This is a genomic window from Luteibacter anthropi, assembly GCF_023699965.1.
In the GTDB taxonomy this organism is placed as follows: domain Bacteria; phylum Pseudomonadota; class Gammaproteobacteria; order Xanthomonadales; family Rhodanobacteraceae; genus Luteibacter; species Luteibacter anthropi.
On record NZ_CP077072.1, the window covers coordinates 2,312,054 to 2,334,052 of the forward strand.

General features: G+C 64.9%; 14 protein-coding genes and 1 riboswitch. Of the genes, 7 read left to right on the plus strand and 7 right to left on the minus strand.

Going from position 1 to position 21,999, the window contains the following annotated elements:
* The first annotated feature begins 116 nt into the window (after window positions 1-116).
* From KR767_RS10220 to KR767_RS10240, 5 genes are all read left to right on the plus strand, one after another.
* On the plus strand, window positions 117-803 hold the full coding sequence (locus KR767_RS10220) for a response regulator transcription factor (protein ID WP_166950967.1): 687 nt from the start codon (window positions 117-119) through the stop codon (window positions 801-803).
* Window positions 787-2,064 (plus strand): sensor histidine kinase, encoded by a 1,278-nt coding sequence (locus tag KR767_RS10225; protein ID WP_166950970.1) that lies wholly within the window; start codon window positions 787-789, stop codon window positions 2,062-2,064. Before KR767_RS10220 ends, KR767_RS10225 begins: the two co-directional genes overlap by 17 nt.
* Before the next feature lie 214 nt (window positions 2,065-2,278).
* Window positions 2,279-4,594: a TonB-dependent receptor gene (locus tag KR767_RS10230; protein WP_166951029.1), complete on the plus strand. Its 2,316-nt coding sequence runs from the start codon at window positions 2,279-2,281 to the stop codon at window positions 4,592-4,594.
* Between the two features lie 50 nt (window positions 4,595-4,644).
* Window positions 4,645-6,159 carry an esterase-like activity of phytase family protein gene (locus KR767_RS10235; RefSeq protein ID WP_250879040.1) on the plus strand — a complete coding sequence of 505 codons (1,515 nt, stop codon included), beginning with the start codon at window positions 4,645-4,647 and terminating at the stop codon, window positions 6,157-6,159.
* Between the two features lie 11 nt (window positions 6,160-6,170).
* Window positions 6,171-7,046 carry a hypothetical protein gene (locus KR767_RS10240; RefSeq protein ID WP_166950972.1) on the plus strand — a complete coding sequence of 292 codons (876 nt, stop codon included), beginning with the start codon at window positions 6,171-6,173 and terminating at the stop codon, window positions 7,044-7,046.
* Window positions 7,047-7,201: 155 nt separating this feature from the next.
* Here KR767_RS10240 and KR767_RS10245 read toward each other — a convergent pair whose 3' ends face one another.
* The 4 genes from KR767_RS10245 to ahcY form a co-directional block, all read right to left on the minus strand.
* Window positions 7,202-8,119 carry a branched-chain amino acid transaminase gene (locus tag KR767_RS10245; RefSeq protein ID WP_166950975.1) on the minus strand — a complete coding sequence of 306 codons (918 nt, stop codon included), beginning with the start codon at window positions 8,117-8,119 and terminating at the stop codon, window positions 7,202-7,204.
* 157 nt (window positions 8,120-8,276) lie between these two features.
* Window positions 8,277-9,101, minus strand: coding sequence for a methylenetetrahydrofolate reductase [NAD(P)H] (gene metF / locus KR767_RS10250; RefSeq protein ID WP_166950977.1), 825 nt, complete (start codon window positions 9,099-9,101; stop codon window positions 8,277-8,279).
* Between the two features lie 58 nt (window positions 9,102-9,159).
* A complete protein-coding gene (locus KR767_RS10255; RefSeq protein ID WP_250879041.1) occupies window positions 9,160-11,082 on the minus strand; it encodes an esterase/lipase family protein in 1,923 nt (640 codons plus the stop codon).
* An 816-nt stretch (window positions 11,083-11,898) separates the two neighbouring features.
* Entirely contained in the window at window positions 11,899-13,332 is a 1,434-nt protein-coding gene (gene ahcY, locus KR767_RS10260; protein ID WP_166950978.1) for an adenosylhomocysteinase, read from the minus strand.
* A 16-nt stretch (window positions 13,333-13,348) separates the two neighbouring features.
* A riboswitch (S-adenosyl-L-homocysteine riboswitch) is annotated at window positions 13,349-13,433 on the minus strand.
* Window positions 13,434-13,528: 95 nt separating this feature from the next.
* Between ahcY and ppc the strand changes: the two genes are divergently transcribed.
* A complete protein-coding gene (ppc, locus tag KR767_RS10265) occupies window positions 13,529-16,234 on the plus strand; it encodes a phosphoenolpyruvate carboxylase (RefSeq protein WP_250879042.1) in 2,706 nt (901 codons plus the stop codon).
* 83 nt (window positions 16,235-16,317) lie between these two features.
* Here the strand turns inward: ppc and KR767_RS10270 are convergent, their stop codons facing one another.
* From KR767_RS10270 to KR767_RS10280, 3 genes are all read right to left on the minus strand, one after another.
* Window positions 16,318-18,183, minus strand: coding sequence for an ATP-binding cassette domain-containing protein (locus KR767_RS10270; RefSeq protein WP_250879043.1), 1,866 nt, complete (start codon window positions 18,181-18,183; stop codon window positions 16,318-16,320).
* Window positions 18,184-18,284: 101 nt separating this feature from the next.
* Entirely contained in the window at window positions 18,285-19,322 is a 1,038-nt protein-coding gene (locus KR767_RS10275) for an aldose epimerase family protein (protein WP_250879044.1), read from the minus strand.
* Between the two features lie 26 nt (window positions 19,323-19,348).
* Complete coding sequence (locus KR767_RS10280; protein WP_166950985.1) at window positions 19,349-20,527, minus strand: XylR family transcriptional regulator; 1,179 nt, start codon at window positions 20,525-20,527, stop codon at window positions 19,349-19,351.
* Between the two features lie 152 nt (window positions 20,528-20,679).
* Here KR767_RS10280 and xylA point away from each other — a divergent pair, with 152 nt between their 5' ends.
* Window positions 20,680-21,996 (plus strand): xylose isomerase, encoded by a 1,317-nt coding sequence (gene xylA / locus KR767_RS10285; RefSeq protein ID WP_250879045.1) that lies wholly within the window; start codon window positions 20,680-20,682, stop codon window positions 21,994-21,996.
* Window positions 21,997-21,999 lie beyond the last annotated feature (3 nt).

Genomic DNA, 21,999 nt, shown 5'->3' on the forward strand with positions numbered 1-21,999 from the left:
CCGGTCGCGCGCAGGCACGCTCCTACGTAATCAAATGCTGTCCGTTTAACGGGTTCCCCGTTAAGCTTCCAGTCGCAATACTGTTAAGACTTAGCGACCGCTCAACGGAGTGCCCAATGCGCGTTCTGGTCATCGAAGACAACACCGACATCGCGACCAACATCGGGGACTACCTCGAGGATCGCGGCCATGTGGTCGATTTCGCCGGCGACGGCGTCACCGGCCTGCACCTTGCTGTGGTCCACGATTTCGACGTGATCGTGCTCGACCTCACCCTGCCGGGAATGGACGGCCTCGACGTGGCGAAGAAACTCCGCCACGAGGCGCACAAGCAGACGCCGGTGCTCATGCTCACCGCCCGTGATTCCCTGGATCACAAGCTCATCGGCTTCGAGTCGGGCGCCGACGACTACATGACCAAGCCCTTCGCCCTTCAGGAACTGGCGGCGCGCCTGGAAGTACTGGCCCGTCGTGGCAAGGGTCCGCAGAGCCGCAGCCTCAAGGTGGCCAACCTCACCTACAACCTCGACACCCTCACGGTGAACCGTGACGGCAAGTCGATCCAGCTCAACCCCATCGGCCTGAAGCTGTTGCAGGCACTGATGGAGGCCAGCCCGTCCGTGGTGACGCGCCAGGACCTCGAACAGCGCGTGTGGGGCGAGGAGCTTCCCGACTCCGATTCGCTTCGCGTGCATATCCACGGGCTGCGTGCGGCCATCGACAAACCTTTCGACAAGCCGCTGATTCACACGCGTCACGGTATCGGATATCGCATGGTCGATCCGGATGCGGTCCAGGCGTAAGTTACGGTTCCGGCTGGTTGTCACCTTCACGCTGTTCGGTTTCGGGCTGAGCGCGCTTTTCGCGTACGCGGCCATCAACATCCGCGCGCGCGTCGAAGAGCAGCTGATCAACTCGGCCCTTCAGGATGAAGTCGATTCGCTCAACGAGAAGGTGCGCGCCAAGGAGCCCATCAGCTTCGAGATACTGAAAGGCGCCACCTTCAGCGACCGCACCATCTACAAGGCGCCCTTGCCGTGGCAGCCGCTGGACTCGGGTGTCCACGACATCTACGAGACCACGAAAGACGGCAAGGATCACCACTACAAGGTGGCCGTGCGTCGCAACGAAGGCATCATCAGCTTCCTGCAGTTCGATGTATCGCGCGACGAGCTTGGCAAGCGCCAGCTGCTCACGAGCGTGATCGCGGCGGTGTTCCTGTTTGGCCTGTTCTCGCTGGTGCTCGGCGTGTGGCTGTCGTCACGCGTGCTGCGTCCGGTGACGGACCTGGCACGGCGCCTTCGCGACTTCCGTCGCGTGGGCAAGGCGGAGCCGCTGGCTCCCCATTTCGCGGATGACGAAGTCGGCGAGCTGGCGGTGGCACTGGATGAATACGCGATGCGGCTCACCTCGGTGGTGGAGCGCGACCGCGAATTCAATTCCGACGTGAGCCATGAGCTGCGTACCCCGCTTGCGGTTATCGCCAGCACCACCGAGCTGTTGCAGGGTTCCCCTGACCTTACCGACAAGCTGCGCGAGCGGCTGAAGCGTATCGAGCGTGCGTCGCGGCAGGCCACGGAGCTTATCGAAGCGCTGTTGCTGCTTTCCCGTGCGGAGCGTCGCGGGCCCACGCGCGGTGAAACCACCGATGTGGCGAAGGTCGCCTCCGATGTCATCGAGAGCCAGCGTCCGCAGATGGGCGGCAAGCCTATCGAGATCGAGCTGGTGTCCGATGGCTCCGTCACGGTCAACGCGCCGGCGTCGGTGCTCTCGGTGGCGCTGACCAACCTCATTGGCAACGCCATCAAATACACGATGGAAGGCACGGTCACGGTGCGCGTTGCCGAAGGACGCATCGACGTCATCGACACGGGGCCGGGCATCAAGCCCGAAGACGCCGAGAAACTCTTCCAGCGCGGCATCCGTGGCGAGAGCGCCACGGGCGGTGGGGCAGGCCTTGGCCTGGCCATCGTACGTCGCTTGTGCGATCTCTACGGCTGGGACGTCTCGCTGCGTCCGCGCGCCGAAATGGCCGGTGCGATTTCCACCATCGACTTCCGCTGAGAGCCGCGCTGCCACAAGGCAGCACGGCTTTTGTCACGGAATCTGATGCTGGTTGTCATCGGCCTTGTCATGAAGCTTTCATTTGTTCGCAGGAACATGCGGGCCTTCCACGGCGCGTGATGGGCGGTCTCAGGGGAGACCAGCCGCGACGCGTCCGAGTTGTGTAAGGACGCAGCCCTTGTTCAAGCAGACCGTTCTGGCCGCCGCCCTCGGCATGGCCTTCGCTTCCGCTGCCTACGCCGCGGACACTGACACCACCGCGACCGATACCGACACCACGAGTGCATCGGCCCGTCGCGAGAAAGCGCAGGATCTCGACACCGTTTCCGTGATCGGTGCGGGTGAGACCCGCCAGGTGCAGCGCCTGCGCACGTCCGACCAGAAGGCGCTGCCGCCGGGTACCAGCCTGCAGAAGGTGTTGAACGTGCTGCCGGGCGTGAACGCACAGTCCGTGGATGCGCTGGGTGCCAATGAGCAGTCGATGACGCTGAGCCTGCGTGGTTTCAGCGGTACGCGCCTGGGTTACACGCTCGATGGCATGCCGCTGGGCGACAGCGCCTACAACAACTACAACGGTCTCTCGGTGAACCGTGCGCTGATCTCGGAGAACTTCGGCGGTGCCGAGCTTTCCGAAGGCATCGGTAACCTTGGCACGCCGTCCACCAGCAACCTCGGTGGCACCATTGCCTACACGTCGAACGATCCGTTGAAGAAGATGGGCGGCCGCGTCACGCAGAGCGTGGGCAGCGACCAGAACCGCCGCACCTTCGCGCGCTTCGACACGGGTGAGTACAACGGGTTCTCGATGTACCTCTCCGGTGCGCGGACCACGTCGGACCTGTGGAACGACCAGACCGCCTACAACAAGTCCACCACCAAGCAGTTCAACGGCAAGGCCGTGTGGGACTTCGACTGGGCGCGCCTGACTGCCTTTGCCGATACGTCGCGCACGTCGCAGGCCGACTACTTCTACCTGTCGAAGAGCGAGCTGGCACGCGGCCTGGGCTGGGACTGGGGCGGCTACGCGCCGAACTGGAACAAGGCCGTGGCCAAGGCGTACTGCAACGCCGGCACGCTCAACGCCAAGCTGTGCGATCGCAGTGGCGCGGATACCGACGCCGATGGCGCCTTCACGGCCGGTCAGATCCTGCGCAGTGATGACGTCTACTACCTCGCCGGCGATTTCTTCCCGAGCGACTCGGTCACCATTCATGCGCAGGTCTATCACCACGAAGATGCGGGCGAAGGCCACAACTGGAACAGCGGCACGTATTCGTTCCCGGGCACGCCGCAGCAGCTGCCGTTGATCTTCCGCAACACGCTGTACACGATCAATCGCACCGGTGCGGTGCTGTCGGCTGGCTGGGACTTCGCCAACCATCACATCGAAGGTGGCGTGTGGTACGAGCACAATATCTCGTCCGCCTCGCGCTACAGCAGCTACGTGACCGGTCCGCGTGATCTCAGCGGACCGATCGACACGCAGCCGGATCTGGGCGTGTTCGACCAGCGTACCGTGTGGAATACGCGCCAGGCGTTCCTCCAGGACACCATGCGTTTCCTCGACGACAGCCTGACGGTAGACGTGGGCGTGAAGAGCCCGCACATCACCTCGCAGGCACAGGCGTTGCCGGGCGTGGCGAAGAAGCCCATCGTGCCGACGTCGAACAACCAGTTCGCCAGCGGCAAGCTCAGCGCCAGCAAGGCCCTGCTGCCGCAGATCGGTGCGCGCTACAAGCTGGCCGAAGGCCAGGAAGTGTTCGCCAGCTTCTCCAAGAACATCGCGATGTTCCAGGGTGGCTTCAAGCTCGGTCCGCAGGCGGTGAGCCAGGCCATCTGGGACAGCCAGGCTTCGCTGAAGCCGGAGAAGTCGCGCAGCCTGGAAGCGGGCTACCGCATCGAGGCCGGTGACGTAGCCGCCTCGGTGGCGGCGTACAACGTGCGCTTCGACAATCGCCTGCTCCAGTACAACCCCTGCGATTCGCGCCAGCCGGTGGGCCCGAGCTGCGGAAACCGTTTCTACAACGTCGGCGGCGTGAACAGCCGCGGCGTGGAACTGACCTTCGTCTGGACGCCGATCGAAAACCTGCGCTGGTTCAACTCGGCCTCGTACAACCGCTCGACCTATGCGAGCGACTACACCCAGGCCGGCGTCGTGCAGCACACGAAGGGCAAGATCCAGACCGATACGCCGACCAAGCTGTTCGCCACGCAGATCGACTGGAACCAGGGTCCGTGGTTTGCCTCGCTGCGTGGCAAGTACACCGGCAAGCGCTATTACACGTACACCAACGACCAGGGCTTCGGCGGCTTCACCACCTGGGATCTCTCCGGTGGCTACGACTTCGGTCCGGTCTCCATTGCCAAGGATGTGCGCCTGTCGGTGAACATCACCAACCTCGGCGACAAGCGTTACGCCAGCAACCTGGATTCCAGCGCCTTCGTGCCGAGCGATCCGAACGGCACCGCCTATGTGTTCCATGCGTCGGCGCCGCGTCAGGTCTTCGCAAACCTGGACGTCCGTTTCTGATGCGCCGCTGCCTCGCGGGACTCATCATCACCTGCCTCATGGGAAGCGCCATGGCGCAGTCCCTCGAGGTACGCAAACCCGATATCGCCACCTCGCCGCTGCCGCGCAGCGTCGAGGATGGCGGGGTCACCTATACCGATCATGGCCTGGCGGCGACCGGTTCGCTGCCGGCAGGCACGGTGGATTTCCTCGGCGATACGCTGGGATCTTTCTCGTCGCTGTCGATCGAGCCGGGCACGTGGAAGCGCGATGGCGATACCTATACCGCTGTGCTGTGGACGCTACCCGACCGTGGTCGCAACGACCCCGAGCACAACGAGTTCTACGACTACCGCGGGCGCCTTCACCGCTTCCGTTTCACCCTGACTTGTAGGAGCGCGCCTTGCGCGCGACCGGAGGTTGCGGTGGAGAGCGGTCGCGCGCAAGGCGCGCTCCTACAGGAGGCCGGGGTCGTTACCCTCGTTCCCGATGGCGGGCGTGAGCTGAAGGACTTCGACGGCAAACCCTTCACCGGCGCAGAACCTGCGCAGGGCGTGCGCACCGAACGCGGCATCGTGCTTCCCTCGCCAGCCAAGGGCATCGGCGCAGGCCACATCTCCCTCGATGCCGAATCGCTCCAGTTCACCCGCGACGGTGGCTTCTACATCGGCGACGAATACGCGGCCAACGTTTACCGCTTCGATGCCAGGGGCAAGCTTACGGGCATCGTCGTGCCGCCGAAGGCCGTGCGTCCGCTCGACAAGGCCGGCAAGCCGGACTTCACTTCGCTGCGGCCGCCGGCCACGGGACGCCGCAACAACCAGGGCGTGGAAGGCATGGCCCTTTCCCCGGATGGCAAGCTGCTTTTCGTGGTGTTGCAAAGCGCGCTCGTGCAGGACAGTGCTCCCGGCGATGCCTCCGGCCGTACGCTGACGCGCGTGCTGGTGTACGACGTGTCGAAAAATCCGACGCCATCGAAGCCGGTAGGTCACTACGTGGTGCGCCTGCCTGCCTACGACGGCAAGGGTGCCGACAGCAAGCCGGATCGCACCGCTGCGCAGAGCGAGATCCGTGTGCTCGACAGCCATCGTTTCTTGATGCTGGCGCGTGACGGCAACGGCTGGGGCGCCGAGAACGGCCGGCCGCTCGTGTTCAAGCAGGTGATGCTGGTGGATACGGACGGTGCGACCAACCTGGCCGGCACCCGTTACGAGAACGACACCGTTCCCGTCATCGATGCCGACGGCGCGCTGCGTGGCGATATCCACACCGCCAGCTCGCAGCCCTTCGTGAATCTCCTCGACCCCGCCGACCTGAAGCGCTTCGGCCTCGGCCTCGATGCCGGCAAGCAAGGCATCGCGCAGATGTCCGAGAAATGGGAAGCCATGGACCTGGTGCCCGTGCTCGATCCGCAGTGGCCGGATGACTGGTTCCTGCTGGTGGGCAACGACAACGATTTCATCGCGAAGCACTGCGTCATGGACGGCCAGCGCTGCGACTCACCCATCGACAACGACAGCCGCATCCTTGTGTACCGGCTCACCCTGCCGGGCCTTGCGGCTCCCCACGCTTCCCAACCACGCTGAAGGTTTCGAGCATGATGAAACGTACGGTTCTTTCGCTCCTGTCAGCGAGCCTGCTGTTCGGCTCCGTTACCGCCCAGGCCAACTCGCCTGCCTATGTCGACAGCAAGGAATACAAGGCGCTGGTCGATCCCTCGCGCTTCAATAGCAACCCGTCGTCGGCTGCCGCGAACCTGCTTCAGGATCTATCGGTGCGCCTGTCGAACCTGGGTTTCGACAAGACGATCAGCGGTGGTTTCAGCGCCGGTGACCGCGACACGCTGGCCTATTACGACACCGCCGGCAGCTGCAAGCTGGTGAATCGTGGTTACACGGTGCGTACGCGCGCTGGTGCGCATTCCGACATCCAGTTCAAGTTCCGCCATGTGGATGAAGAGCTGTCTTACTGGACCGACGTGACGGGCGCCGGCAAGAAGGCCAGCACCAAGTTCGAAACCGACGTGACCCCGGGCAGCCTGGTGCTCTCGCACTCGACCAAGCAGACCTTCACGACCACGCCGGCCAATGTCAGCGAACTGATCAAGCAGTTCCCGGGCGCTTCGACGCTGTCGGACATTTCGTCGGCATCGCTGTCGAAGGTGGCGGGCGTGAATGTTACCCAGCAGGAATACACCGGCCCGACGTCGGATATCGGTCAGTCCACGGCCGAGTTCACCCTGACGCTGTGGTACATCGATGGTGCCGCCAACCCGGCGCTGGCCGAGCTGTCGTTCCGCGTGGCGGCCGATGCCGACAAGTACTTCACCACGCCGGTGCTCACCCGCTCGCAGACGCTGAACCAGGCCATCGGCTCGATCGGCAATGGCTGGAACATCGCCAATGACGGTGGCAAGACGAGCTGGCTGTATGCCTATCGTTCGGCCAGCTATCCGAACGGGTTCTGCCAGTAATAGCGTTTCGCGTTGAACGGTCGCGCGCAAGGCGCGCTCCTACAAGACTGCGTTGACCCTGTAGGAGCGCGCCTTGCGCGCGACGGCCCCGAAGGGGCCAAAACAACAACGCCGCCCAGGGGCGGCGTTGTTGCGACAGTGACCAGCAAAAAGCCTCAGAGCGGCTCCAGCCAGCCCCAGCGGTCCTGCGTCTTGCCGTTGAACAGGCCGAAGAAAAGCTCCTGCAGGCGACGCGTGATCGGGCCGGCCTTGCCGCTGCCGATCTTCTTGCCGTCTACCGAGCGGATCGGCGTGACTTCGGCGGCGGTGCCGCACATCAGGATCTCGTCGGCGAGATAGAGGTATTCGCGCGGCAGGTCGCGCTCGATCACCTCGATGCCTTCCTCGCGGGCCAGCATCATCAGCGTGTGGCGCGTGATGCCGGTGAGGATCGATGCGCTGGCCGGCGTGGTGTGCAGTGCGCCGTCGAAGACCAGGAACAGGTTCTCGCCCGCGCCTTCGCTCAGCAGGCCGGTGGAGGCCAGCGCGATGCCTTCGCCGAAACCGAGGCGGCGCGCCTCGCGGGCGATCAGCTGGCCCGAGAGGTAGTTGCCGCCGGCCTTGGCGCCGGCCGGAATGGTGTTGGGTGCGAAACGCTGCCAGCTCGACACGCAGGCGTCGATGCCGTTGTCCAGCGCCTCGGGTCCGAGGTACGGGCCCATGTGCCACGAGGCCACGGCCACGTCGGTGGGGCACTCGGCCGAGAGGCCGAAACCGCCCAGGCCACGGAAGGCGACCGGGCGCAGGTAGGCGGCCTTCAGGTCGTTCTTCTTCACCACGTCACGGCAGGCGGCAGCCAGCTCGTCGATCGAGTAGGGAATCTCGATGTCGTAGATCTTGGCCGACAGGTACAGGCGCTTCAGGTGATCGGTCAGGCGGAAAATGGCCGCGCCATCGGGCGTTTCGTAGCTGCGGATGCCTTCGAACACGGACGAACCGTAGTGAAGGGCGTGCGCCATGACATGGACGGTGGCATCGCGCCAGGGCTTGATCTGCCCGTTCTGCCAGATCCATTCGGGGTAGTTCTGCGACATGTGTGCGCTCCGTAGGGGACCGCCCATGATAACGGCTGGCGCCCGGGCGCACATGGCGCGATGCGTCAGTGCGTGGCCGGATGGTGGCGCGACAGGGGCCTGACCATGGCCCGGGAGGCCGGGTGGAGGGGCTGGTGTCGCCCTGGCGACGGATGTCTCAGGACAGGCGTTCCAGCACCGCCTCGGTCGTGCGGTAGCGGTTGATCGTATAGAAGTGGATGCCGGGGGCCCCGCCGTCCAGCAGGCGCTGGCACAGCCCGGCCACGACATCCGCCCCCAGTTCGCGGATGGCCCTGGCATCGTCGCCATGGGCCTGCATGCGCTTGACGATCCAGCGGGGGATCTCGGCTCCGCATTGCTCGGAGAACCGGCGCAGCTGGCTGAAGTTGGCGATGGGCATGATGCCCGGCACCACGGGAATCGTCACACCCAGCTTCGTCACGTCGTCGACAAAGCGGAAATAAGCGTCCGGATTGAAGAAATACTGGGTGATCGCGCCGTCGGCACCGGCGTCGCACTTGGCCTTGAAGTGCTGCAGGTCGACCAGGGCGTTTTCCGCCTGCGGATGGATTTCCGGGTAGGCCGCCACCTCGATATGGAAGTGGTTGCCGTAGTTCTCGCGGATGAACGAGACCAGCTCGGCGGCGTAGCGGAAATGACCGGGCGAGGCCATGCCCGAGGGCAGGTCGCCACGCAGGGCCACGATGCGGCGACAGCCGCTTTCCTTGTACTCGTCGAGCAGGGCACTGATCTCCGCCCGGGTGCCGCCCATGCATGACAGGTGCGGGGCCACCGACAGGCCGTGCTCGGAGCGGATGCTTTTCACCGTCTCGTTGGTGTAGCTCAAGGTGGAGCCGCCGGCACCGAACGTCACGGACACGTAGTCGGGAGCGTGTTGCTTCAGCTTGCGCACGGTCTTGTCGAGCTGGTCGCGCTGCTCGTCGGTCTTGGGCGGGAAGAATTCGAAGCTGATGGCAGGCATGCGGCGGTCTCGGTCAGTTGGCCGCAGTATATATCCTTCTATCGAGATGAAAAGATGGCTATTGCGGCAGCGGGCTCGTCGTGGCGTGGTCCCGGTCGATGCTCTCGTCCAGGATGCGGCGGATTTCCAGGATGGCGGCCGGGGTTTCCTGCACGCTGTGGCCGGAGACGATGACTTTCTCGGAGGCCGCACCGTCCAGGTGCGAGCTCCAGTAGGGCACCAGGCCGTCGTCGCTGGCATCCAGCGGCCCCTCGGCCGAGCGCCGGGCGATGATCGAGTGGTAGCGCACGGCAGGCGAGATGGGCAGGTTGGCCGCGGCGCGGATGAAGGTGTCTTCGGCGCTGAGGTTGTCGATGCTGTTCGGCACCAGCCGCACGCCTTCCTTGGGGGCATCCTTACCCACGCCGTTGATGTCCGCGATCATGCCGCCCAGGGTGGTGAGCACGGCGGGGGGCAGGCGGATCAGGTTGGCGATGAGCCGGGCCAGCTTGTTGCCGGCAAATACGGTGCCCCGATGCGGCGCGGCGATGAAGATCGCTTCGCTGAACTGCGGCATCGGCTGGAATTCCAGATATGGCTTCAGTTTGTCGGCGTGTTTTTCCATGCGCTGGCGGCGCTTGTCGTCGTTCTCGACGATGCCGTTCCATACGGCGTCACCCGACGACGACACCATCAGCCGCGCGATGACGCCGCCCATGCTGTGCCCGACGATGACCATGTCGCGCGAGGCTTCCGCGTTGCCGTCCGGATCGAAGTAATGCAGCGTTTCCAGAAAGGCCTTGCGGATCTCGCGGTGGTTCAGCGGAATCGGCATGTTGGTGGGGTAGTAGACCTGCCACACCTGGTAATGCCGACGCAGGCGTTCGTCGCCGAGGATTTCGTTGGCGACGTTTACCCAGGCCTCCGGACTGCTGGCCAGGCCGTGCAGCAGGAGGATCACGCGGCGATCGGGATCGTAGGGCTGCATGAGATACACATGCGGCTTGTCGATGCCCTGCATGCGTCCGAACAGGCTGCGGATGGATTGCGTGGCAAAGCCGGAGCGGGCGAGCCACAGGCCATAACCTGCGGTGAAGTTGGCGGCCAGCGGTACGGTGGTGGCGCCTACCTGCACGGTGGATTGCCGGTAAGGGTCGTAGCCGGCAAGCGTCGCCTGATGACTTGCCAGCACGTCGGCCAGCGTGGTGCCGTCGAAGCGAAGGAACGCCGTGGCAGACGGCGTGGGCATCGCACTGAACGGTGCCTTGGTCGAGGTATCGCCCAGGTCCGCGACCAGTTCGGCGCCCAGGCCGTCGCGGCGATAGACGCTGCGGATGCCGACGAAGCGGAGCGCGGAGGCCGGGACCACATCGCGCGGCTGTGCGTTGGCCCAGGACAGGGCGCTGACGTCTTCGTTGACGGTGGTGTCGGCGATGGTGACGGAGGACGGCCGTGGTGCCTTCGGGCCACCCGGTTCCGGCAGGCGCGTCACGCCGATGGTGAGCTGCTGCACCGAATAGTTGTAGTAGTCGCGCACCTGGGTCTGGCGGTCTTCGAACGAGCGCTCCGATGACGAGCGTTCGGTGAAGAATAGGTAGGCATAGGCGTGGCGTGCCGACTGGAGGTACGCCGCCAGCGCCGCGTCCCCCGGCGCCGCCTTCAGCGGCCCCCTGCCGGTCAACGCGCGGCTATAGGCCAGCCACAGTTCGGCCAGCGCCGACTGCCTGCGCTCCTCGTCCATGGGCGAGACCCGGGTGAGGGCGTCGATACAGGGCAGGGCATCGCGCTCGCAGGGGCGCACCGACACGCCCGCCGTGCGCAGGGCTTCCGCCGTGGCACTGCTGAGGTGCTTCGAGGTGAGGATGTCGCCACGCCGCTGGGCCACGTAATCGGCCGAATCCACCGAGCTGACACTGACCATGGCGCAGCCGCTGGCGAGCAGGGCGAGTGCGGCCAGCATGAAGTGGCGGCTGGCTCGGAGGATGGCGTACACGTCAGGCATGGCCAGGCTGGCGGTGAAGGTAAAGCGGATCGTACGTCAGGTATGCATCTACGAGAACATTACCACCCCCTCACGTCGTCCCTGCGGAAGCTTCGGACCCAGTGCGGTGCGGTGGGTTTTTGCGAGAGGGTTACCTGCACACGAGCCGATGAAACGTGGCGGTGTTTACTGGTGAACCGGGGCGCTGGGTTCCTGCGTTCGCAGGAACGACGGGTTGCGAGATTGCAGCTCCCCACCTACCCCTCACGTCGTCCCTGCGTAAGCAGGGACCCAGTGCGGTGCAATAGGTTTTTGCGGCGGTGCCACCTACACACAAGCCGATGAGGCGTAGGGTGTTTGCTGGTGAACCGGGGCGCTGGGTTCCTGCGTTCGCAGGAACGACGGGTTGCGAGATTGCAGCTCCCCACCTACCCCTCACGTCGTCCCTGCGTAAGCAGGGACCCAGTGCGGTGCAATAGGTTTTTGCGGCGGTGCCACCTACACACAAGCCGATGAGGCGTAGCGGTGTTTGCTGGTGAACCGGGGCGCTGGGTTCCTGCTTTCGCAGGAACGACGGGTTGCGAGATTGCAGCTCCCCACCTATCCCTCACGTCGTCCCTGCGAACGCAGGGACCCAGTGCGATGCGGTGGGTTTTTGCGAGAGGGTTACCTGCACACAAGCCGATGCAGCGTGGCGGTGTTTGCTGGTGGACTGGGGCGCTGGGTTCCTGCGTTCGCAGGAACGACGGGCATGCGTAGCTTCTCGGGGCCCCAAAAAAACACGCCCCCGTCTTTCAACGAGGGCGTGCAAGTTCTACCGGCCTACAAAACCGCCGATCAGTAGCGGTAATGGTCCGGCTTGTACGGACCTTCCACCGGCACGCCGATGTAGTCGGCCTGTTCCTTGGTGAGCACGGTGAGCTTCACGCCGATCTGCTCAAGGTGCAGGCGGGCGACTTCCTCGTCGAGCTTCTTGGGCAGGCGGTACACGGTGTTCTCGTACTTGTCCTTGTTCGCCCACAGGTCGAGCTGGGCGAGGGTCTGGTTCGAGAAGCTGTTGGACATCACGAAGCTCGGGTGGCCGTGGGCGCAGCCGAGGTTCACCAGGCGGCCTTCGGCCAGCATGTAGATGCTGTTGCCCGTGGACGCGAAGGTGTAGCGGTCCACCTGCGGCTTGATGTTTTCGCGGGTGGCGTCCTTCGAGGTGTTGAGGCGGTCGATCTGGATCTCGTTGTCGAAGTGGCCGATGTTGCAGACCAGGGCGTTGTTCTTCATCTTCGCCATGTGTTCCAGCGTGATGATGTCCTTGTTGCCCGTGGTGGTGACATAGATGTCGCCGGTGCCGAGGGTTTCTTCGATGGTGGTGACCTGGAAACCTTCCATCGCGGCCTGCAGGGCGTTGATCGGATCGATTTCGGTCACGATCACGCGGGCACCGAAGCCCTTGAGCGAGTGCGCGCAGCCCTTGCCCACGTCACCGTAGCCGCAGACCACGGCCACCTTGCCGGCCACCATGAGGTCGGTGGCGCGCTTGATGCCGTCGGCCAGCGATTCGCGGCAGCCGTAGAGGTTGTCGAACTTGCTCTTGGTGACCGAGTCGTTGACGTTGATGGCCGGCACCAGCAGCTTGCCGGCTTCGGCGAGCTGGTAGAGGCGGTGCACGCCGGTGGTGGTTTCTTCCGACACGCCCTTCCATTCGGCGGCGATCTTCTTGAACCAGCCCGGACGGGCGGCGGCGGTGCGCTTCACGAGGTCCTTGATGACCTGCTCTTCGTGGTTGCCGCTGGGGGTGTTGACCCAGTCGCTGCCGTCTTCGAGTTCCACGCCCTTGTGGATGAAGAGCGTGGCGTCGCCGCCGTCGTCGACGATGAGCTGCGGGCCCAGCTCGCCCGGATGGGTGAGCATGTCGAGCGTGCAGTCCCAGTACTCTTCAAGCGACTCGCCCTTCCAGGCGAACACCGGCAGCTCGCCGGCGGCGAGGGCGGCGGCAACGTCGTCCTGGGTGGAGAAGATGTTGCAGGAGGCCCAGCGGACCGAGGCACCCAGGGCGCGCAGGGTCTCGGCGAGCACGGCGGTTTCCTTGGTCACGTGCAGCGAGCCGGACAGGCGCACGCCCTTGAGCGGCTGCTCCTTGGCGTAGCGGGCACGGATCTGCATCAGGCCGGGCATTTCTTCTTCCGCCATGCGGATGCGGCGGCGGCCCAGGTCGGCCAGCGAAATATCGCGGACCTTGTAGTCCTGGAAAGTGGAATCTTTGGTGACGGCGTTCATGGCGTATCTCCGGATGGTCACGGGGGCGCCGTTGTGCGGCAAGCCGCGCCGAGCCTGGCCATTGGGGGAGAACCCCTCCGGTCGCAGCGCCCCTCGGCGGGCGAAAACGGTCGACCATTGTATCCCGGATTCCGGATGAGGAGATAAACACACTTTTTTGGTTACTCTCAGGGTTCCGCATCATGCAGAGAGCCCGATGGAAGCCGTACGCGATCCAGAATTCCTGCCCCATGACGGTCCTCTTCGCGAGGACGTGCGACGGTTGGGAGCCCTTGTCGGCCAGATGCTTGCGGAGCAGGGCGGGAAACCCTTCTTCGAGCGGGTGGAGCATGTGCGCACCGCCGCGATCCAGCGCCGGCGCAGTGGCGCCGGGGTGGATGCCCTGGCCGAAAGCCTGAACGGCCTGGGCGCCGCCGATGCCGAGGCGCTGGCCCGGGCCTTTGCCGCCTACTTCCAGGCCGTGAACGTGGCCGAGCGGGTGCACCGCATCCGCCGCCGGCGTGATTACCAGCGCGAAGGGGGCACCGCCCAGCCGGAATCGCTGGCCGCCGTGCTCGCCCAGCTCAAGGATGAAGGCGTCACCCGCGAGGAACTGGAAACCCTGCTGCGTCGCCTCGACGTGGAACCGGTGTTCACGGCGCATCCCACGGAAGCGGTACGTCGCTCGTTGCTGGAAAAAGAGCAGGAGATCGTCCGCGCGCTGGTCGACGAGTTCGACCCCACGCGTACGCCGCAGGAACTGCGCGACGACGATGCGCGCATCCTCATGGCGTTGTCGGCCGGCTGGCAGACCGCCGAGGCCTCGCCGGTGCGGCCCAGCGTGTCCGACGAGTTCGACCATGTGGGTTTCTACATGGCGCGACCGATCTACCGCGTGCTGCCCGCGCTCTACGAAGCGCTGCACCAGGCCATCGTGGAAACCTACGGTGAGGACGTGACGATTCCGCGCGTGCTGCGCTTCGCCACCTGGGTGGGTGGCGACATGGACGGCAACCCGAACGTCAACGCAGACACCATCGCGGCCACGCTGTCCGCGCAGCGCACGCTGGTACTCGAACGCTATATCGAGGATGCCCACGCACTGGGCCGCCTGCTCAGCCAGACGGACGATCGCGTCAAGCTGGACGACAAGCTGCAGCGTCGCCTGGATGCCTATCGCGAACGACTGGTCGATGCGGCGGCAGGTATCCGGCCGCGGCATGCAGACATGCCTTACCGGGCCTTCCTCACCTTTGTCGCCGCGCGCCTGGAATCCACCCTGGAAGACGGCGCCGATCGTTATGCGTCGGCGCAGGAATTCATCGACGACATCGCCCAGGTCGAGCACAGCCTGCTTCATCACGGCGGCAGGCATGCAGGTGCCTATGCAGTGAACCGCCTCCTTTGGCGTGCACGCACGTTCGGTTTTCATCTTGCCCGACTCGATGTTCGTCAGGACGCACGGGTGCATGACGAGGCGCTTTCCGCACTGTTGGGCGATGCCGACTGGGCCGAGCGCGACGTTGCCTCGCGGGTGAAAACACTACGCCCCTATGCGGCGGGCGAGCGCAGTTTCGTGGCAGGTGAGGATCACGACGCCGCCACCATGCTGCGCCATGTCTTCGCGACGCTGGCCGATTCGCGCAAGCGCTACGGCCAGGAGGCCACCGGTCTCTACATCATCAGCATGGCCGAGACGGCCGCCGACGTGCTGGCCGTGCTGGCGCTTGCCCGTCGTGGCGGCCTGCTGGAAGACGGCCGTGTACCGCTCGACGTGGCACCTTTGTTCGAAACGGTGGACGACCTGAAGGGTGGCCCGGCCACCTTGCAGGCCCTGCTGGATGATCCGATCTATCGTGCGCACCTGAAGGCGCGTGGCGATCGTCAGTGGGTGATGCTGGGTTACTCGGACAGCGGCAAGGATGGTGGCACCGTCGCCTCGAAGTGGAGCCTGCAACGTGCGCAGGTGGAACTGCTCGACGTGGCGCAGAAGGCGGGTATCCGCGTGGCCTTCTTCCATGGTCGTGGCGGCTCGGCCAGCCGTGGCGGCTCGCGCATCCTGCCGGCCCTGATGGCATCGCCGCGTGGGTCGGTGGCGGGTGTGCTGCGTGTCACGGAGCAGGGTGAGGTGATCCACCGCAAGTACGGTATCCGAGCGCTGGCCGTGCGTAATCTCGAACAGACCCTCGGTGCCGTGATGCGCGCGTCGCTGCGGCCGCGTGTGGCCGAAGTGCGCGAATCCGGCTGGAAGGATGTGATGGCGAAGCTCTCCGACGAGAGCCGCAAGGCCTATCGCGCCTTCGTGGATCGCGAGGGCTTCGTGGATTATTTCCGGGGCGCCACGCCGATCGACGTGATCGAGCGCATGACGCTGGGCTCGCGCCCGGCGCGTCGTCGCAGTATGAAGGGCGTGGAGGATCTGCGCGCGATTCCATGGGTGTTTTCGTGGACGCAGTGCCGCGCGGTGCTTACCGGCTGGTACGGCCTGGGTTCGGCGCTGGAGGCGCTGGCGAAGGATGGTCACGAAGCGACGCTGGAACGCATGGCGCATGAGTGGCCGTTCTTTGCCACGATGCTCGATGACGTGGAGATGGTGCTGGCGAAGGCGGACATCCATATCGCCGAGGCATTCTCGCAGCTGGCGGGGCCGTTGCACGAGAAGTTCTTCCCGCTGATTCGCGATGAATTCGAGCGTACGGTGCGCTGGGTGCTGAAGCTGAAGGGTTCGGGTGAACTGCTGAGCAGTGAACCGCGCCTGGCGACATCGATCCGCCTGCGCAATCCGTATGTGGATCCGATGAGCCTTTTGCAGGTAGATCTTCTGCGTCGCTGGCGTGCAACAGGAGGCAAGGACGATGCGCTGCTGAGCGCACTGGTGGCCTGCGTGAACGGCGTATCGCAAGGCTTGCAGAACACCGGCTGACAATTCCTGTAGGAGCGCGCCTTGCGCGCGACCGGTCATCGCGATAATCGGTCGCGCGCAGGCGCGCTCCTACAGGATACGGATCAGCCTTCGAGTTCTTCCCAGCGGGCGAAGGCGATGTCCAGTTCGGCCTGAAGCTTCGCGATCTCGTCGGTCACCTTCGTGATCGACGCGGCATCCTGCTGGTAGAACTTCGGATCGTTCATCGCCTCGGTGTGCTTCGCGATGGCCGATTCCAGTTGTTCAAGCTTCGCCGGCAGCAGTTCGAGTTCACGCTGTTCCTTGAAGGAAAGCTTCTTTTTCGGCGCTGCGACGGGTGCAGGCGCAGGTGCCGGAGCGGCTTTTGTCGGTGCGGCAGGCGATTTCACGGAGGCCACCGGCTTCTGTCGCAGCCAGTCGCTGTAACCGCCCACGTACTCACCGATGACACCATCGCCTTCCAGCACCAGCGTGCTGGTGACCACGTTGTCGATGAAGTCACGATCGTGCGACACGAGCAGCAGGGTGCCGGAGTACTCGCCGAGGATTTCCTCCAGCAATTCCAGCGTCTCCACGTCGAGGTCGTTGGTGGGTTCGTCCATGACCAGCAGGTTGGACGGCTGGGCGAACAGCTTCGCCAGCAGCAGGCGATTACGCTCGCCGCCCGACAAACGGGTGATCGGCGCTCGCGCACGCTCGGGCGAGAACAGGAAGTCCTGAAGGTAACCGATGATGTGCTTGCGCTGGCCGTTCAGCTCGATGTACTCGCGGCCCTGGGCCACGTTGTCGAGTGCGTTCATCTTGTCGTCCAGCGCGATGCGGTGCTGGTCGAAGTAGGCAATCTGCAAACCGGTGCCCTGCGTGGCCTCGCCTTCCTGCGGGGCGAGCTGGCCAAGCATGATCTTCAGCAGCGTGGACTTGCCGGCGCCGTTCGGCCCCATGATGCCCACGCGGTCGCCGCGCATGATCGTGGTGCTGAAATCGCGGATCAGCGTGCGGCCGCCGTAGGCCTGGGTGATGTGCTCGACATCGACGACCTTGCGGCCGGATGCCTGCGCCGTGGCCAGGTTCATCTTCGCGTTGCCGGTAGTCTCGCGGCGCTCGGAGCGTTCGCGGCGCATGGCCTTCAGCGCGCGCACGCGGCCTTCGTTGCGGGTGCGGCGGGCCTTGATGCCCTGGCGGATCCACACTTCTTCCTGGGCCAGCTTGCGGTCGAAGTGCGCATTGGCCTGCGCTTCGGCATGCAGGCGCTCTTCGCGACGGCGCAGGTAGTTGTCATAGTCGCCCGGCCAGCTGGTGATCTGGCCGCGGTCGATCTCGACGATGCGCGTGGCGAGCGAGCGCAGGAAGCTGCGGTCATGGGTGATGAAGACGATGGCGCCGCTGAAGCCCTTGAGGAAGGTTTCGAGCCAGGCGATGGCCTCGATGTCGAGATGGTTGGTGGGCTCGTCGAGCAGCAGCAGGTTCGGGTCGCGGACCAGCGCCTGGCCGAGCAGCACGCGGCGCTTCATGCCGCCGGAGAGGTCGGCGAAGTCGGTCTCGGCCGGGAGTTCCAGGCGCTCGATCACCTGCTGCACGCGGGAATCCAGATCCCAGGCGTTCTGGGCCTCGATCTTCGACTGGACGTCGCCCAGGGCATCCATGTCGCCTTCGGAGAGCAGGTGGTGGTACTGGGCGAGCAGGTGGCCCAGTTCACCCAGGCCATCGGCCACCACGTCGAACACGGAGCCGCTGGTGTCCTGCGGCACCTCCTGGGTGAGGCGGGCGATGCGGGTGCCGCCCTGCAGACGGATTTCGCCGTCGTCGGGGTGCAGTTCGCCGGCGATGAGCTTGAGCAGGGTGGATTTACCCGCACCGTTGCGACCGACCACGCAGACGCGTTCGCCGGTATCGAGGGAGAGGTTCACCTGTTCGAGCAGGAGGGGGCCGCCGACGCTGTAGTCGACGTTGAGCAATTGGATGAGCGACATACCCCCATTGTAATGCTTATGCAGGAGCGCGCCTTGCGCGCGACCGGTTTTCGCGGGGAAGTCGTGTTTTAGAAAAAACCGGTCGCGCGCAAGGCGCGCTCCTACACGGTATCCAGGCGGTATCGCGTGTGCTGGCGCCAGGTCTGGCCGGGGCGGAGGATCGCCGCTTCGGCTTCCGGGCCGTTCACCTGGTCGGGGTAGGCCTGGGTCTCCAGGGCGAAGCCGGCGAAGGGGCCGTAGGTATCGCCCCGGCGCCCGGGCTGCCCGGTGAGTTTCTGGCCGCTGTAGAACTGCAGGCCCGGCCGGTCGGTATCCACCGTGAGACGCCGTCCGCTGGACGGCTCGGTGACCACGGCCACCGTACGGACCGCGCCGGATGTCCGGGGGATGTAGCAGTGGTCGAAGCCACCGGCGATGCGCAGCTGCGGGTCGGGCCAGTGCAGCCGGGAGCCGATGGGGGCGGCCTCGCGGAAATCGAAGGCCGTACCGGCCACGTTCTCACGCCCGACGGGGATCGCCCCGGCGTCGATGGCAAGGAAGGTGTCGGCATCGATGCGGATCAGGTGGTCGCGGATGTCCTGGCGGCGGTCGTTGAGATTGAAATAGGGATGGGCGGTGAGGCTGAGCGGCGTGGGTGCGTCGCTGGTGGCCTCGTAGCGCAGGTCGAGGGCGCCGTCGTCGCCCAGCTGCACGCGCAGCCGGACCGATACCTCACCCGGAAAACCGCCGTCCCCCTCGGGCGATACCAGTCGCAGTGAAAGCGCATCGCCATCCGGCTCTACGTCCCAGCGCTGCAGGTGGAAACCGTGCGCGCCGCCATGCAGGTGATTGCCGTGGTCGTTGCGGTCTACCCGATAGTCGATGCCATCCAGGGTGAAGCGGCCGGCGCGGATGCGATTGGCCCAGCGTCCCACGATGGCGCCCATGTAGGCATCCGAAACCAGGTACTGCGATGCGTCGGCATGGCCGAGCACCACCTCGCCCAGGCGACCCTGGCGGTCCGGTGCCAGCCACGAGAGCACGGTGCCGCCCAGATCGGTGATATCCACCTGGGCGCCGGTGGCGTTGCGCAGGGTCCAGCGGTGCAGGGGGCGGCCGTCGGGCAGATGGCCCCAGGCGGAGGCGGAGGAAACAGGCATCGGTGGAACGGTCCTTGCCGGCGACGTCAGGTCGTCGAGGTCTTGCGGTGGAGGTCGAGGTATTGGCGTGGCGTGCAGTCGTACTCGCGCCGGAATACCGCATACATGTATTGCAGTGACGTGAATCCGCAGCGCACGGCGATGTCGGCCAGCGAGGCATCCGACTGCGCGATGAGCTGGCAGGCGGCATCCAGCTTGTGCTGGAGGATCACCTGGTGGACGGTCTGCTTCAGTTCGCGCTTGAAATGTTCTTCCAGCACGGTGCGTGACACGCCCACGTAGTCGGCGACCTGTTCGGTCTTGATGCCCAGGCAGCCGTACTGGCGGATGTAATGGCTGGCGCGCATCACGTGCGGGCTGCGCAACGGCTGGTATTTGCTGGAGGCCTGCACATTGATGCCCACCGGGGGCACGAGCACGCGGGTGTCGGCGCAATCGGCGCCGCGCAGCATCTGGTGCAGCAGGTGCGCCGCCGTGCGGCCCATTTCCTCGGCACCCTGGATCACGGACGTGAGCGGTATGCGGGTGAGCAGCTGGGCCATGGGATCGTTGTCGATGCCCACGATCGCCACCTGCTCGGGCACCGCGATACCGCCGATCACGCAGGCCTGCAACAACTGCCGTGCGCGCGCATCGGTGGCGGCGACGATGCCGATGGGTTTGGGCAGCGCACCCAGCCACGCCACCAGCAGTTCCACGGCATGGCCCCAGCCGCCTGCGCTGGTTGGCAGGCCCCGGTAGACCAGGCCTTCCACGGACTCCTGCTTCACGATGGCTTCGAAGGCGCGCTCGCGCTCCTGTGCCCAGCGGCTGCCGGGATGCGGAGGCAGGCCGTAGAAGGCGAAGCGTCCCAGGCCCTGCTCGATCAGGTGGTCGTAGGCGAGACGGACCAGGCGTGCGTTATCCGTGGCGATGTAAGGCACGCCCTCCGGATAACCGGCAGGGTCTTCGTACGACCCACCCACGGCGACCACGGGAATATGCAGGTCGCGTAATGCCTCGGGCGCTTCAGGATCGTCGTAGTCGGCAATGATGCCGTCGCCGCGAAACTGGCGGATGTCGCGCATGCGGCTGCGGAAATCCTCTTCCATGAAGAGGTCCCACTCCACGCGCGTGCTGTTGAGGTACTGGCCGATGCCGGCGATGACCTGGCGGTCATACACCTTGTTGGCGTTGAACAGCAGGGCGATGCGATGCGGTGCCATAAGGCCGAACGCTAGCAGGATTCGCCGCTTCCGGCCATGACGCAGCGCGGCAACGAAAAAGCTTCCGGCCGTGTGGGAAATCGCAATTGCGCCACATGGGTGCGTCTGGTCAGCATCGTGGAATTCGTCCCCGCTCCGTGAAGGAAAGCGTTATGTCGTACTTTTCCAGCGTCCCCCCGATCCGCTACGAAGGTCCGGGTTCGGACAACCCCCTGGCCTTCCATCATTACGAAGCCGACCGCCGCATCCTGGGCAGGACCATGGCCGAGCACCTGCGCCTGGCAGCCTGCTACTGGCATACCTTCGTGTGGCCGGGTTCGGACGTGTTCGGCGCGGGCACCTTCGAACGCCCATGGCAGCAGCCGGGCGATCCGATGACGCGGGCCCGCGAGAAGGCCGATGCCGCCTTCGATTTCTTCTCGCGGCTGGGCGTGCCGTTCTACACCTTCCACGACACCGATGTGGCGCCCGAGGGCGACAGCCTGAAGGACTACCGCAACAACTTCGCGGCCATGACGGACGTTCTGGAGAAGAAGCAGGCCGACACCGGCATGAAGCTGCTCTGGGGCACGGCCAACGTGTTCAGCCACCCGCGCTATGCCGCAGGTGCCGCCACCAACCCGCAGCCGGAAGTATTCGCGTATGCCGCCACCCAGGTGCGTCACGCGATGGAAGCCACGCATCGCCTGGGCGGTGCCAATTACGTGCTGTGGGGTGGCCGCGAAGGCTACGACACCCTGCTCAATACCGACCTGAAACGCGAGCGCGAGCAGCTGGGCCGCTTCTTCCGCATGGTGGTGGAGCACAAGCACAAGCTCGGCTTCAAGGGCACGATCCTTATCGAACCCAAGCCGCAGGAGCCCACCAAGCACCAGTACGACTACGACTCGGCCACGGTCTACGGCTTCCTCAAGGAGTTCGGTCTCGAAAACGAAGTGAAGACCAACCTCGAAGCCAATCACGCGACACTGGCCGGCCATTCCTTCCAGCACGAGGTGGCTACATCTATCGCGCTGGGCCTGTTCGGTTCCATCGACGCCAACCGCGGCGATCCGCAGAACGGCTGGGACACCGACCAGTTCCCGAACAGCGTCGAGGAAATGACCCTGGTCACTTATGAAATCCTGAAAGCAGGTGGTTTCACCACGGGTGGCTTCAACTTCGATACCAAGGTGCGCCGCCAGAGCAACGCACCGGAAGATCTGTTCCATGGGCACATCGGCGCCATCGACACCCTGGCCCTCGGCCTGGAGCGCGCTGCGAAGATGATCGAACGTGACACGCTGGCCGAATTCAAGGCCAGGCGTTACGCCGGCTGGGATGCCGAGCTCGGCGCGAAGATCCTCTCGGGCGGTTTCACGCTGGCTTCACTTGCCGACGAAGCGATGTCGCGCGATCTGCACCCGAAGCATGTGTCCGGCAATCAAGAGTTGCTAGAGAACATCGTGAACCGCTATATCTATGGGTGATAT

Excerpts from the sequence above, each read along its gene's own strand:
- KR767_RS10220 (WP_166950967.1), top strand. The coding sequence starts at position 117 with ATGCGCGTTCTGGTCATCGAAGACAACACCGACATCGCGACCAACATC.
- KR767_RS10245 (WP_166950975.1), bottom strand. The coding sequence starts at position 8,119 with ATGTCGCAGAACTACCCCGAATGGATCTGGCAGAACGGGCAGATCAAG.
- KR767_RS10230 (WP_166951029.1), top strand. The coding sequence starts at position 2,279 with ATGGCCTTCGCTTCCGCTGCCTACGCCGCGGACACTGACACCACCGCG.
- KR767_RS10255 (WP_250879041.1), bottom strand. The coding sequence starts at position 11,082 with ATGCCTGACGTGTACGCCATCCTCCGAGCCAGCCGCCACTTCATGCTG.
- xylA (WP_250879045.1), top strand. The coding sequence starts at position 20,680 with ATGTCGTACTTTTCCAGCGTCCCCCCGATCCGCTACGAAGGTCCGGGT.
- KR767_RS10235 (WP_250879040.1), top strand. The coding sequence starts at position 4,645 with ATGGCGCAGTCCCTCGAGGTACGCAAACCCGATATCGCCACCTCGCCG.
- KR767_RS10225 (WP_166950970.1), top strand. The coding sequence starts at position 787 with ATGCGGTCCAGGCGTAAGTTACGGTTCCGGCTGGTTGTCACCTTCACG.
- ahcY (WP_166950978.1), bottom strand. The coding sequence starts at position 13,332 with ATGAACGCCGTCACCAAAGATTCCACTTTCCAGGACTACAAGGTCCGC.
- ppc (WP_250879042.1), top strand. The coding sequence starts at position 13,529 with ATGGAAGCCGTACGCGATCCAGAATTCCTGCCCCATGACGGTCCTCTT.
- metF (WP_166950977.1), bottom strand. The coding sequence starts at position 9,101 with ATGCCTGCCATCAGCTTCGAATTCTTCCCGCCCAAGACCGACGAGCAG.
- KR767_RS10270 (WP_250879043.1), bottom strand. The coding sequence starts at position 18,183 with ATGTCGCTCATCCAATTGCTCAACGTCGACTACAGCGTCGGCGGCCCC.
- KR767_RS10280 (WP_166950985.1), bottom strand. The coding sequence starts at position 20,527 with ATGGCACCGCATCGCATCGCCCTGCTGTTCAACGCCAACAAGGTGTAT.
- KR767_RS10275 (WP_250879044.1), bottom strand. The coding sequence starts at position 19,322 with ATGCCTGTTTCCTCCGCCTCCGCCTGGGGCCATCTGCCCGACGGCCGC.
- KR767_RS10240 (WP_166950972.1), top strand. The coding sequence starts at position 6,171 with ATGATGAAACGTACGGTTCTTTCGCTCCTGTCAGCGAGCCTGCTGTTC.